A 13433-nucleotide genomic window follows, 5' to 3' on the forward strand; every position below is an offset into this window, starting at 1 on the left:
TTCAGTCAAGCTATGAAGACTCTCTACGAAGCGGCCAATGCCATTGAAGCCCACATGCTTGTGGATGTGTTGAAGCAGGAGGGCATCGAAGCCCACATCCAGGGCGAGGCACTCCAAGGGGCCATGGGCGAGGTGCCCGCCGCCCGCTTGGTCCGCCTGCTCGTCGAGGACGCGCACTACCCGGCGGCGCGCGCGATCATCGAGCGCTGGGAGCGCACCGAGGTTGAGGCCACGCCGCGTACGAAGCCGGTCTCCAGATCATCCGGTCTGCGCATGCTGCTGCTGGGCTTGGCCGTCGGCGTGGGCGGCACCTGCGCTGCGTATCGGAGCCCCGTTACCACCAATGGCATCGACCACAACCGCGACGGCGTGCTGGACGAAACCTGGACCTACGCGCCCAGCGGCACGGCGCTCAAGATGGAAGTCGACCGCAACCTGGATCGCAAGGTCGACTACGTCGCGCACTACAACGCCCGGGGGGTGATTGATGCAGCCGAGGCGGACGACAACTTCGACGGCGTCTTTGAATCCAAGCTGGGCTTTCGCCACGGCAACGTCGAAGTTGCCGAAACCGACACCGACGGTGACGGCTACCTCGATTTGCTGACGCGATATGTCCACGGCGTGGTCGAGACCGTCGAGTTCCTCGACCTCACCACGGGCCGGCCTCTTCGGATCGAGCGCTACACACTGGGCCGCCTGCAGTTCGCCGATGTGGACACCGACAAGGACGGCGTGTTGGACACGAGGATCAAGTACACGAAGCTGGCCGAGGTGGCCGCCCGCGAACCGCTGCCCAAGTGAGGTCTCGCCGCCGCTCATGAGGGCAGTTGGGCTGCCAGCTCCGGCACGACCGCTGGCTCGATGAGAGAAATGGCCAGCGCCTGCGTGATGCAGGCGCCGGCCGGTCAGTGCGTCAGCAGCTGACCTTCGCGTAGTTCGTCCCCGCGCCCGCCGCCGCCGGCAGCTTCTGCTTCACGCACGACGCGGGTTGCAGCGAATAGCTGTACGGAATGCCCAGTGGGAAGTTGGCCGTCGTGCTCCAGTCCGTCGCATCCCGCGACGGCGACGAGCCGCTGGCGACCCAGGTGATGCCGTAGGTCGCGAAGTCGGCCGGGCTGTTGATGTTGTTGTTGCGCAGCTGCCAGTAGCCGATGGACGAGGAGTCGCGCGAGGTCACCGGGTTCTGCGCGTTCTCGAACCAGTTGCCCTCGATCAGCGAATAGCCGCCCATGCGGATGTTGGCGCCCGAGGTCTTCACGCCGCTGTAGAGGTTGTTGTAGAGGTGCGTGTAGCCGCCGCGCTGCAGCGGCAGGCGGGCGCTCACGTCCTTGTAGTAGTTGTGGTGGAAGGTGATGAAGCGGTCGCTGGCGTCGCTGTCGCTGGAGCCGATCAGGCCGACCTTCTGGTGGTCGTGGATGTAGTTGTACGAGTAGGTGATGTGGTGTGCGCCGGCCTTGCTGTCGATGAGGCCGTCGAACTCCAGGTCACCGGCGCCGCTGCATTCCTTCAGGCTGCTGAACAGCGTGTTGTGGTCGATCCACACGTAGCCCGGGTACTTGCCGCCCTGGCCCTCGATGCCGATGGCGTCGATGGAGCCGGGCAGCAGGCCGATGGTCATGTTGCGGATGATGATGTTCTCTGCACCGCCCTTGACGGCCAGACCGAAGTTGGCGCCCGACCCGTTGGTGCCCTCGATGGTGACGTTGCTCTTGTTCTTGATCTCGACGACGGTGCCGGCCGGCTTCTGCCACTGCGTGCATGAGTCGGTGATGGCGCCGAAATCGAAGCTGCCGTTGTAGCGGATCACCAGGCCGCCGGTGCCGCTGTAGGCGTTGATGGCGGCCTGCATGGCAGCCGCCGTGGACACGGTCTGCACCGTGGCGCTGCCGCCGCCGGTCACGGTGCCGGCATAGCCGCCGCTGTGGCCGGCGGGCGCGGGTGCGGGCGTCGGAGCGGGGGTGGGGGCCGGCGTAGGCGCAGGGGTGGGGGCAGGCGTCGGGGCGGGGCCGGCCACCGGACCGATGGCGCACTTCTTGTTGATGCCTGGGTTGGGGTCAGAGCCGAACGTCGCCGTCGTGCAGGCGACGTTGCCGGTCAGATTCTTGATGACCCATTTGTCCTTGATGCCGTAGGACACGGCGCGGGTGCTGGTGCCGACCTTGCAGGTGCCGCCCTGGTCGGCGCACTTCGAGTAGCCCGAGGGCCAGTCCACGGCCTGGGCGCCCGAGGCGGCCAGCAGCAGCGACATGGCGGCACCGGCGGTGCGGATGACGGGCAGGGGCGGGGGTGTGATCTTCTTCATGGGGTTGTCTCCTGTCGTTGTGGCGACGCGGCATCCATCCAGGCCCGCGCAGCCTGCCGCCGTCGGCGTGCCTGGCGCACGCTGACGGGAGAGCGTTGTGGTGGGAGGAACCGGAGTCGACGTCAGGTCGCTGCCGGTCGATCCGCGCCATCCGGCGCAGCGACGTCAGGTCGGCGTGGCATCACGGCCACGCATCGCGGCGCAATGATGGAACAGCGTTCTGTTTTTATGGATACGTGGTTTCACGTACCTGCCCGCAGTGACGTTCGAGGCGTAACTTCCGTTGCCAACACGCGGTGTTGAGTCAGCCCGCGCGCGCCCGTGCCGCCCGCTCAAGGAAACCTTGCATGTCCATGCGCTCGAACGCTGCCTGGGCAATATCCAGCGCAGCGGGCCAGCCGGCATCCAGCTTCAGTTCGGCTTCCAGCAGCGCCGTGACAGCGGCCTCGTGATCGGAGTTGCGTTGTTCGCCGGCGCCACGTGCCAGCGACAGGTAGCGGCGCGCCCGCGCGGCGTCGCCCATGCGGGCCGCCAGTCGGGCGGCCGCGCGGTAGGCCATGGCCCCGCCGATCCAGTCGTCCTGGCGACCGCGGCGCAGCGCCAGTGCGATGTGATGGCGGGCCGCGCCGGCGTCGCCCTGGGTGGACAGGATGTCGGCCAGCCAGCCGTGGTTGAAGCTGCTGTACAGCCCGCCACCGCGCGGCGCCAGCCAGGCCGTGGCGTCCAGCAGCTGCTGTCGGGCGCCCGGGTCGTGCGCCTGCATCCAGGCGCCGTACGCGCCCGCGGCATGGCCCATCGCGCAGGTGAACATGCTGCGGACCTGCGCGCCGACGCGGTGCGCCACCAGCGCCGCCGCGCGCGCTTCCGCCCAGCGGCCCTGCCACAGCAGCACGGCGGCACGCCAGCCCTGCATGCTGGCCTCCACCGCGTGGCCACTGCCGTCGAACGGCGTCAGTGCCTCGGCGAAGATCTCGTGGGCCTCGTCGAAGCGGCCATGGTCGCCCAGCACGTAGGCGCGGCAGCACAGCGAGAACGACAGGCCGATCTGGTTGACCGCGCTCTTGCTGGCGCGCTGGCGCTGGCGCGCGATGGCCAGATCCAGCATGGGCACGGCCTCGGCGTAGTTGGCGGCGGCGGCCAGCAACTGGCCCACAGTGCCGGGCAGCTGGGCCAGCAGCGCGTTGTCGCCGCAGGCCTGCGCCGTCTCGACGGCAGCGCGGGCGTGGCGCAGGCTGTCGCGCGTCTCGCCCAGCGCGTAGCCCACGTAGGCCAGCCAGTATTCGGTGCGGGCGATGAGACCGGCGTCGCCCTCGGCCTGCGCCAGCCCCGCGGCGTGGCGCAGCACGCGCAGGTCGTCCTGCGACGCATCGAACACGCAGGCCATGCCCAGGCGCTGCGCGATGCTGACCCAGCGGCGGCGGCGCTGCGCGTCGTCGGGCAGGAACTCCAGCGCGGCCAGCGCGGCGCGGAACTGCTTCTTGGCGCGGTCCAGCGCCGAGGCGGCCAGCGCCTGGTCGCCGGCGGCCTCGGCATGGCGGGCGGCGGCCGGCCAGTCGTTGGCGGCAGCGTCGTGGTACGCCAGCTGCTCGTGGAACAGGCCTTCGGCGCCACCGCGCGCGTCCAGCTCGGCACTGATGCGGCGGTGCAGGGCCTGGCGCTCGTGCAGGCCGGTCGCCTCGTAGACGACGTCGCGCGTGATGCCATGCTTGAAGCGCAGGTGGCCGGGGCGCTGGTCGGGGAAGATGAAGTCCTGCGCGGCCAGCGCCTGCACGGCCGGGTGTTGCTCGCCGCAGCCGGTCAGCGCTTCCAGCAGCCACACCGGGATGACGTTGCCGATGACGGCCGCCAGCCGCACCAGGCTGGCCTGCTCGGGCGGCAGCCGGCCCACGCGCGACTCCACCAGCGCAGCCAGCCAGGCGGCGCTGCTCTGGCCCTCGATGAGCCCGCCGCGCGCGTCGGCCGCGGCGTGGCACAGCTCCTCGATGAACAGCGGGTTGCCGCCGGCGTGGCGCTGCACCTCGGACGCGATGAAGGGGTCGATCTGCGGCAGCAGCAGCTGCACCGCGCAGGCCGCCTCCGTCTCGGTCAGCGGCGGCAGCTCGATGAGGTCGGCGAGGGCGTCGTTGGCGTCGGGCGGCGCGCTGCCGGCCAGCGTGGGCTGCGGCTGCGGGCGGCTGGCGGTGAGCAGCAGCAGCGGCAGGCGCTCGCGCGCGGCGGCGGCGCGCAGGCGGTGCAGCAGGCGCAGCGACGCGTCGTCGGCCCATTGCAGGTCGTCGATGCAGACCAGCTGCGGCGTGCGCCGCGCCAACGCCAGCAGCAGCGCCAGCAGCGCATCGGCCCGCTGGGCCGGCGCGGCCTGCTGGGCGGCAAACAGCTCGGGCGGCGCGCATTGCGGCCGGTCGGCGAGCGCGGCCAGCGCGCGCAGCATCTGCAAGAACGGCTGCAGCGGCTCGGCGCTGAGGTAACTCTCGCAGTAGCCGCGGTGGATCTGCACGGCCTGGTCCGTCTGGTCCTGCACGTGGCGCAGGAACTCCTCAGTGAGCCGGGTTTTGCCCACGCCAGCGCCGGCGCGCAGCCCCAGCCAGTGCGTCTGGCCGGCCAGCACGCGGTCGAGGGCGGCGTACAGCGCGGCCAGCTCGCCGTCGCGGCCGACAAAAGGCGCCAACCCGCGGCGCACGCTGGCCTCGAAGCGCCGGCCCACCGCGGCGCGGCCGTGCACGCGGTAGACGGCCAGCGGCGTGGCCCGCCCGCGCAGCTGCAGCACGAAGCGCGGGCCGGTCTCGAAGAACTGGCTCTGCAGGCCCAGGCTTTCCTCGCTGGCGATGATCTCGTCGCGCTTGGCGGCCTCGGACAGCCGCGCGGCGATGTTGGGCGGGTTGCCCAGCAGCTCCAGCCGGCCCCGCATCTGGTCGCCCTCGTTGACCAGCACGATGCCGGCGTGCACGCCGCTGTGCACGGCCAGGCCGGGGAAGCCGGCGGGCAGCGGCCCGTGCGGACGCAGCTCGCGCACGGCGGCATGCAGCTCCAGCGCCGCCTCGGTGGCGCGGCGGCCGTCGTCCTCGCGCACCTCGGGGTGCCCGAAAACGGCCAGCATGCCGTCGCCCTGGATGCGCGCGATGACGCCGCCGTGATGCGGCACGACGCGCTCGTAGAGCGCGCGCAGGTCGGCCAGCATGGCGGCGTAGTGCTCCGCCTCCATCCATTCCGCCATGGCCGTGGAGCTGCTGAGGTCGACGAACAGCAGCGTCAGCAGGCGGCGATGGCCAACGGCGGCGGGGCTGCCGGCCGGGGCCTTGAGGGGGACGGGGGACTCGGTCACTGCGGCGGTCATCCTAGCGTTTGCGCCCGGGGGGTGAAACGCGGAAAACGCGGTCTGGATGCGCCACCCTAGGAGGCCGGCCGCTCAGATCTCGTCAGGCGTGCAGTGGCGTGAAATCCGTATCGGCCACGGTGCGCGGCACGTCCGGTGGCAGGTCTTCCTCGCGCAGGCCCAGGTAGATGGGCTCGCCATTGCGGCGGTGGATGTTGATCTTGGCGTTGTAGATGCGGTGGATGAAGCCGTGCTTGTCGGCCATCTGGTATTCGCTGATGCCCCACAGCCCCGTGTCGTCGCGCCGGCCGGTCAGGTAGCAGGCGATCTCGTCGACCTCGGAGCCGGCCAGGTTCAGGCCGTTGAGACTGCGCAGCGGGGCGCGCGTGCGCTCGACGAAGTCCAGGCTGTCGATGCGGACGTCCTCGCCGGTGGCCTCGTCGTGCATCAGCGTGTTGAACTTGCCCACCAGGATCTGGCCCGGCAGCGCGTGGTCGATCATGCGCGCCAGCTCGATGGTGACCTGGCCTACCAAGTAGCTGAACGAGGTCGGGTTCAGGCCTTCGGACTGGTAGAACTCATAGTGCGAGCCGACGTGGAAGCACGCGCGCAGCCGCGGCACCGACTCGGGCCGCGTGGCACGCTCCTGCGCCAGCGCGTTGTCGGCCAGGATGAACTGCATCAGCTGGTACAGCTCGATGTTGGCCTCCACGCCGCGCATGCGGTTCCAGATGTAGAAGCCGTCCCCTGTGGTGGTGCGCGCGAAGTTGATGTTGATCTCGCGGTCCAGCAGCTTGGCATAGGCCGCGTTGACGGAGCAGGACAGGCTGTTGAGCTGCACCACTTGCTGCAGCGGCGTGAGCAGCGAGAAGCCGACGGCGTCGAAGAGGATGACCGCGCGGTCTTCCACCAGGCGCACGCCGTAGCGCGCCGCGATGGCGGCGATCAGCGGCAGGCCCAGCTTGCGCTCGGGCGAGAACGGCAGCTCGATGAACTGAGGCGTCAATTCCAGCGCGGCGGCGACGGCGTCGAACGCGCGCGCGTCCAGGTGCTCCTGGTTGGACAGCAGCTTGTCGAGCAGCCGGGCGCGCCGGATCAGCTCCTCCTGCGGCAGGTTGCCGTCGCCGAGCGCGAACTCGGTCAGCATGGGGTGCGGCCCCACCAGCACGCGCAGGCCCTTGGCCTCGGGCGTCCACGCGAAGATGAGGTTGTGGCCCAGGTTCCAGAGCCCGTAGAGGGCCTGGTCCAGCAGGATGATGTTGTCGCGCAGCTGGGTTTCGCTCAGGCCTGCCGGGGCGGGATAGGCCATGAAGCCATCCAGCCAGGACCGGCGTTTGCGCAGCTCTTCTTTCACAAGCGGACTCCAAAGACGAAGCCCGATTGTCTTTCAGAGATGTAACCGCAAGTGTGGGTAACAAGCCGAATCGTCGGCGCAGATCCGGCTAACGGCCTGCTGCGACGGCGATTCGGCTCGTGCGTGGAGCATGTCGGACATCGTCAGGCGGCCCTCAGGCGCGGCGGATCGCGCCCTTGGTGGCGGCGAGCGTCTGCTGGCGCAGCAGCGTGGCGTCGCTGACGCCGACGACGACCACGCGCGGCAGCTGGGCAACTTCCTTGACGGCCTTGCCAGTGATGACGACGCGGGGCAGCGTCTTCACTTCCTGCGGTGCGGCGTGGGCGGCAAAGGCCGTGAATGCGAACGCGGCAACGGCGGCGGCTTGGATCAGGACGGTGGCTTTCATGGTGCTTCCTTTCGGTGTCTGCACAGCGGGATTGCTGTGTCGATGGAAGCAGTTTCTGCATGAAGCCCGCACGCCGCCATGGCGAGGCGATGAAGTGCCGAAGCCGCGCCGCGAGCTGCATGCGGCGCGGATGAGCGGTCAGTTCTTCGGCGCGAGATGCTTGCCCAGGAACCGCTCGACGCGGCCCCAGAAGTCCTCGTTGGTCTTCAGATCGAACCAGCCGTGGCCTTCGTCGGGGTAGACCACCCATTCGACGGGCTGATCGGCGCGCAACGCGGCCTTCATGTCCTCGCCGTGCTTGATCGGAACGCGGCGGTCCTGAGCGCCATAGGCCATCAGCAGGGGCATGCGGATCTCCTTCGCACGCAAGAGGGGCGACGTCTTTCGCAACTGCTCGGCGTCCGCGTCAGGGTCGGCCACGAGGCGTTTCATGCCGTACTGCTTCCACTCCTCGGAGAAGTCGCTCCAGTGGATGCTGTTCATCAAGCCGATGTCGGTGACGCCCACCCAGTTGATGGCGCACTTGAACAGGTCTCCCTGGGTGACGGCGCCCATCATGGCGGCATAGCCGCCGTAGCTCGCGCCCATGATGCAGGCCCGATCCGGGTCCGCCCAGCCTTGCCTGACGGCCCAGGCCAGCGTGTCGGCCAGGTCGTCCTGCATGGCCAGCCCCCACTGCTTCCAGCCGGCGCGGAACAGCTTCGTGCCATAGCCGGTGCTGCCGCGGAACTCGGGTTCCAGCACGAGATAGCCGCGGCTGGCGAGAAACTGGGCCATGGGCTCCCACTGCCAGCCCGTGCCACGCACGTAAGGGCCGCCGTGCACGAGGACCACCGTGGGCGTCTTTCCCTTCACGCCGCCGGCCGGCTGCGTGACGAGCACGGGCAGCTGCAGCCCGTCGCGGGCGCGCAAGCGGTGATAGTCCCGCTGCCCCATGGCGGCCGGGCGCAGCTCGGCGGGGGCTTGCGCCAGCCGCTGCAGCTGCCGGGTGGCGGGTTTGTAGAGGTAGTACTCGGCCGACCGCTGATCGGAGACGGCTGTCACGACAAGGTTCAGCGCACCGAGGCAGCGGCTGCACTGGATGAGATTGACCGACCCCTTCAACTTGGCGTCGATGTCGGCCTGCACCTCGCGCATCGTCGGGTCGAGCCAGGTGGTGCCAGGGGCGTCGGTTTCGTGGCGCATGCCCAGCAAGCGCTGGGCGGCGGTGTCGAAGATCAGCGCGCCCTGGTAGTCATAGCCAGGGCTTGACACCAGCGGTGTCGGCTCGTGAGCGCCTGTCTTGGGATCTAGCTTGAACAGCGCCTGGTAGCCGTTGTAGCCCTGGGTGCCGATCACCGTGCCGTCCGGGCCTATCCAGAAGGGCTGGGCGTGCTGGGGGTTGTAGGCGTCATCTTCGAACCAGGGCTGCCAGCGCCCCTGGTCGTCGCGCTTGTAGAAGCGGCTCTGCCCTTCACGGAAGGTCTGGACCGCGTAGGGCTCGCCTCGCCAGTCCAGCATCCAGTTGCCGACATAGTCGGGCACGCCCTGGGACAGGTTACGCGTGATGCCGGTGCGCGTGTCCAGGCGTGCGATCTGCACACCTTTCGATTCCGTCTCGTTCGACCAGAGGCGGCGCCGCACGATGACGTCGTTGCTGCCATCGACAGGGATGTTGTGCAGCACCCAGTTGATGTCCAGTCGACGGCTCTCGATGAGGGTGATGGTGTTGGTGATGAAGCTCTTGTGTGCGTTGATCAACTGGCGGAAGTTGCTGCCATCCCGATCCACGGCCCAGAGCCCCTCCGCCATGACCTGGGTGGTGCCGTCGGGCGAGTCGGAGATGTTGAAGACCAGCCGGTCCTCGTTGACCCAGTGGTGCTGATAGACGTCGGCGTCGTTGAAGCCGGCCACCACCTTGAACTTGGACAGGTCTTCCAGGTCGAGTACCGAGAGCAGCATGCGATCGCCCTTGCCGGCGGTCTGCACCGCCAGGTAGCGGCCGCTGGGGCTGAGCTTGGGCGCCCGCAACGACGGCCGCTTGAAGAAGGCAGTGATGGAGGGCGGCTCCGCTGCGATGGCGGTGTAGGGCGCCAGCATGCCGGCGAGCACGATGGCCAGTGCAGCGAACGTCGCGGACCAACTTGTCCTCATCAGGACCTCACTGTGGTTTGGATCGTCGGATTGTTGCCGCCTATCATGGACGGTTGCCTCGTGAAAACGCCCATGTCGCCCCCTGAGTCCAAGTTCATCCGCGTGCGCGGTGCGCGCACCCACAACCTGAAGAACATCGATGTCGACCTGCCGCGGCATGCGCTGGTCGTCATCACGGGGCTGTCGGGCTCGGGCAAGTCGTCGCTGGCGTTCGACACGCTGTATGCCGAGGGCCAGCGGCGCTATGTCGAGAGCCTGTCCAGCTACGCGCGGCAGTTCCTGCAGCTGATGGACAAGCCCGACGTGGATGTCATCGAGGGCTTGTCGCCGGCGATTTCCATCGAGCAGAAGGCGACCAGCCACAACCCGCGCTCCACGGTCGGCACGGTCACCGAGATCCACGACTACCTGCGCCTGCTGTACGCCCGCGCCGGCACGCCGTTCTGCCCCGACCACCACCTGCCGCTGGAGGCCCAGTCCGTCAGCCAGATGGTGGACGCGGTGCTGGCCATGCCCGACGAGAGCAAGCTGATGCTCCTGGCGCCGGTGGTGCGCGACCGCAAGGGCGAGTTCGTCGAGCTGTTCCAGGAGCTGCAGGCGCAGGGCTACGTGCGTTTTCGCGTCGACGGCACGACGGTGGAGGCGCCGGAGATTCCGACGCTGAAGAAGGCCGAGAAGCACGACATCGACGTGGTCATCGACCGCATCAAGCTGCGCCACGACGGTGCGGACGCGCTGCGCCAGCGGCTCGCCGAGAGCTTCGAGGCAGCGCTGCGCCTGGCCGAGGGGCGGGCGCTGGTCATGGACATGGACAGCGCGCAGACCACGCTGTTCTCCAGCAAGTTCGCCTGCCCGGTGTGCTCCTACTCGCTGCCCGAGCTGGAGCCGCGCCTGTTCTCGTTCAACTCGCCGGTGGGCGCCTGCCCGACCTGCGAGGGCCTGGGGCAGACCACTGTATTCGACGCCGACCGTGTCGTCGCGTTCCCGACGCTCAGCCTGGCCAGCGGTGCAGTGAAGGGCTGGGACCGCCGCAACCCGTACACGTTCTCGCTGCTGGAGTCGGTGGCGTCGCACTACGGCTTCGATGTCGAGGCGCCGTGGGACAGCCTGCCGGCGGATGCGCAGCAGGTGCTGCTGCACGGCTCGGGCGAGCAGGACATCAGCTTCGTCTACCAGGCCGAGACGGCCAGCGGCAAGAAGCGCAGCGTGAAGCGGCAGCACCCGTTCGAAGGCATCCTGCCCAACCTGCAGCGTCGCTTCAAGGAGACCGACTCGGCCGCCGTGCGCGAGGATCTGGCGCGCTACATGGCTGCCAAGCCCTGCCCGGCCTGCGAGGGCTCGCGCCTGCGCCGCGAGGCCCGGCACGTGGTGCTGCAGCCGGCCGACGCCGAGCCGGGCACCAAGGGCCGGCCCATCTACGAGGTCGAGCATTCGACGCTGCGTGACTGCCTGCACTACTTTGAGGGACTGAAGCTCAAGGGCAACAAGGCCGACATCGGCGACAAGGTCATCCGCGAGATCGCGTCGCGGCTGCGTTTCCTGAACGACGTGGGCCTGAACTACCTGAGCCTGGACCGCAGCGCTGACACACTGTCCGGCGGCGAGGCGCAGCGCATCCGGCTGGCGTCACAGATCGGCTCGGGGCTGACCGGCGTCATGTACGTGCTGGACGAGCCCAGCATCGGCCTGCACCAGCGCGACAACGACCGGCTGATTGCCACCCTCAGGCGGCTGCGCGACCTGGGCAACTCGGTGCTGGTGGTGGAGCACGACGAGGATGCCATCCGCGCCGCCGACTGGGTGCTGGACCTGGGCCCCGGCGCGGGCGTGCACGGTGGCCAGATCATGTCGCAGGGCACGCCCGAGCAGGTGGCGGCCGACCCGAACTCGCTGACCGGCCAGTACCTCAGCGGCGCGGCGTGCATCGCGGTGCCCACCGACCGCCACCGCGCGCCGGACGGCCAGAAGCTCACCATCGTCAACGCCCGCGGCAACAACCTGAAGGGCGTGACGGTCGACATCCCGGTGGGCCTGCTGACCTGCGTGACCGGCGTGTCCGGCTCGGGCAAGAGCACGCTGGTCAACGACACGCTGTACGCCGCCGTCGCCAAGAAGCTCTACAACAGCCATGCCGACCCGGCCGAACACGACACCATCGAGGGCCTGGAGGCGTTCGACAAGGTCATCAACGTCGACCAGTCGCCCATCGGCCGCACGCCGCGCTCCAACCCGGCGACCTACACCGGCCTGTTCACGCCGATCCGCGAGCTGTTCGCCGAGATGAACACGGCGCGCGAGCGCGGCTACGGCCCGGGGCGCTTCAGCTTCAACGTCGCCGGCGGCCGCTGCGAGGCTTGCCAGGGCGACGGCGTGCTGAAGGTGGAGATGCACTTCCTGCCGGACGTCTACGTGCCCTGCGACGTCTGCAACGGCAAGCGCTACAACCGCGAGACGCTGGAGGTGCTCTACAAGGGCAAGAACATCACCGACGTGCTGAACATGACGGTGGAGGACGCCTACAAGCTGTTCGACGCCGTGCCCACGCTGGCGCGCAAGCTGCAGACGCTGCTGGACGTGGGCCTGGGCTATGTGAAGCTGGGCCAAAGCGCCACCACCTTGTCCGGCGGCGAGGCGCAACGCGTGAAGCTGGCGCTGGAGCTGAGCAAGCGCGACACCGGCCGCACGCTCTACATCCTGGACGAGCCCACCACCGGCCTGCACTTCGCCGACATCGCACTGCTGCTGAAGGTGCTGCACCAGTTGCGCGATGCGGGCAACACCATCGTCGTCATCGAGCACAACCTGGACGTCATCAAGACGGCCGACTGGCTCATCGACATGGGGCCGGAAGGCGGTGCTGGCGGCGGCACGCTGCTGGTGGCCGGCACGCCGGAAGATGTGGCGGCCTGCGAGGCCAGCCACACGGGGCGCTACCTGGCCCCGCTGCTGAAGAAGCGCTGAGCGCCGTTCAGGCCTTCAGCTGGCGGCGGGCCCGCCAGCCGACCACCAGCAGGCCGGCGGCGATCATGGCCCAGGTGCCCGGTTCGGGCACGGGCGGCAGCGTCGGCAGCTCACCGCCATCGGCCGGACGCACGGTGCCCGGCGGCAGGGCCGGCATGCCGATACCCGCCAGCTGCGGCACGTTGCTGCTGCTCGCGAACGAGCTGCCGGGGGCGCTGCCGCCGCCCAGGCCCGCCAAGCCGCCGCCCGATGCGGGCGCAGCGCCGGTCAGACCCGGCACGCCGGCCGCCTGCGCGAAGCTGTCCGGCGCGGCAGCGGCCATGGGACCGGCACCCGGCGCCTCAAATTCCAGCGGCGCGGTCTCCGCACCCTCGCGCGTGGCCGACGCCACATTGCCCGCGCTGGCCGGTGCCACGGCGGCCGGCTTCTCCACGCGGCGGATGCGGCTGACGTTGCGGCAGACGGTCGGCACCAGGATGCACTGGCCGTCCTCGCAGTAGACGAGGCCGCGCTCCTGGGTCTTGGTGGTCCACTTGCTGCGCGTCACGGTCGTGCAGACGGCGCCGGGGCCGAAGTGCATGTCGCGGATCTCGGGCTCGTACTGCGCCTGGCCGCGGATGCTGTCTCGTTCGATGACGGCCATGTCGTCGTACTGCCGGGCCTTCATGCGGGCCTTCAGCTTCTCGCGCGTCGCCGCGGGAATGTCCTGGTAGCGATCAACGGCTGCGACCACGTCACCCATGAAGGGGTTGGCGCCCGGGCGGTCCCAGCTGCACTGGGGCAGGGTGGAACCGGCGGAGATGGCAAGGGCGAGGCTGGCGATCAGCGACATGGGTCTGGCGGCAACGGCGCGCCCGACCTAGGGCGCATGCACCTAGTATTAGGGATGGCCAGGGAAAGCACGCGTAGATAGCCCGCAGACAGGGGGGCGGTGGCGGGTGAGATAAATCACGGAATGCCGCGTCGGCTGCCGATGCGCTCA

The 13433-nt window shown here is 69.2% G+C and carries 8 protein-coding genes; 2 read left to right on the forward strand and 6 right to left on the reverse strand.

The genetic code is table 11. From position 1 onward, the window contains the following. Window positions 1-12 precede the first annotated feature (12 nt). Window positions 13-804, forward strand: coding sequence for a putative signal transducing protein (locus ACG02S_RS00320; RefSeq protein ID WP_394468442.1), 792 nt, complete (start codon window positions 13-15; stop codon window positions 802-804). Between the two features lie 112 nt (window positions 805-916). Here the strand turns inward: ACG02S_RS00320 and ACG02S_RS00325 are convergent, their stop codons facing one another. The 5 genes from ACG02S_RS00325 to ACG02S_RS00345 form a co-directional block, all read right to left on the reverse strand. Further along, on the reverse strand, window positions 917-2305 hold the full coding sequence (locus tag ACG02S_RS00325) for a pectate lyase family protein (protein WP_394468443.1): 1389 nt from the start codon (window positions 2303-2305) through the stop codon (window positions 917-919). 304 nt (window positions 2306-2609) lie between these two features. Continuing rightward, window positions 2610-5624 (reverse strand): AAA family ATPase, encoded by a 3015-nt coding sequence (locus ACG02S_RS00330; RefSeq protein ID WP_394468444.1) that lies wholly within the window; start codon window positions 5622-5624, stop codon window positions 2610-2612. A 94-nt stretch (window positions 5625-5718) separates the two neighbouring features. Beyond that, on the reverse strand, window positions 5719-6924 hold the full coding sequence (locus tag ACG02S_RS00335; protein ID WP_394468445.1) for a hypothetical protein: 1206 nt from the start codon (window positions 6922-6924) through the stop codon (window positions 5719-5721). Window positions 6925-7123: 199 nt separating this feature from the next. Then, window positions 7124-7357 carry a hypothetical protein gene (locus tag ACG02S_RS00340; protein WP_394468446.1) on the reverse strand — a complete coding sequence of 78 codons (234 nt, stop codon included), beginning with the start codon at window positions 7355-7357 and terminating at the stop codon, window positions 7124-7126. A gap of 138 nt (window positions 7358-7495) precedes the next feature. Further along, on the reverse strand, window positions 7496-9490 hold the full coding sequence (locus ACG02S_RS00345) for an alpha/beta hydrolase family protein (RefSeq protein WP_394468447.1): 1995 nt from the start codon (window positions 9488-9490) through the stop codon (window positions 7496-7498). A 72-nt stretch (window positions 9491-9562) separates the two neighbouring features. Between ACG02S_RS00345 and uvrA the strand changes: the two genes are divergently transcribed. Next, window positions 9563-12451 (forward strand): excinuclease ABC subunit UvrA, encoded by a 2889-nt coding sequence (gene uvrA / locus ACG02S_RS00350; RefSeq protein WP_394468448.1) that lies wholly within the window; start codon window positions 9563-9565, stop codon window positions 12449-12451. 7 nt (window positions 12452-12458) lie between these two features. Here the strand turns inward: uvrA and ACG02S_RS00355 are convergent, their stop codons facing one another. After that, on the reverse strand, window positions 12459-13283 hold the full coding sequence (locus ACG02S_RS00355) for an MHFG family PEP-CTERM protein (protein WP_394468449.1): 825 nt from the start codon (window positions 13281-13283) through the stop codon (window positions 12459-12461). Between the last annotated feature and the right edge of the window lie 150 nt (window positions 13284-13433).

Source organism: Pelomonas dachongensis (assembly GCF_043555865.1).
In the GTDB taxonomy this organism is placed as follows: Bacteria; Pseudomonadota; Gammaproteobacteria; order Burkholderiales; family Burkholderiaceae_C; genus Pelomonas; species Pelomonas dachongensis.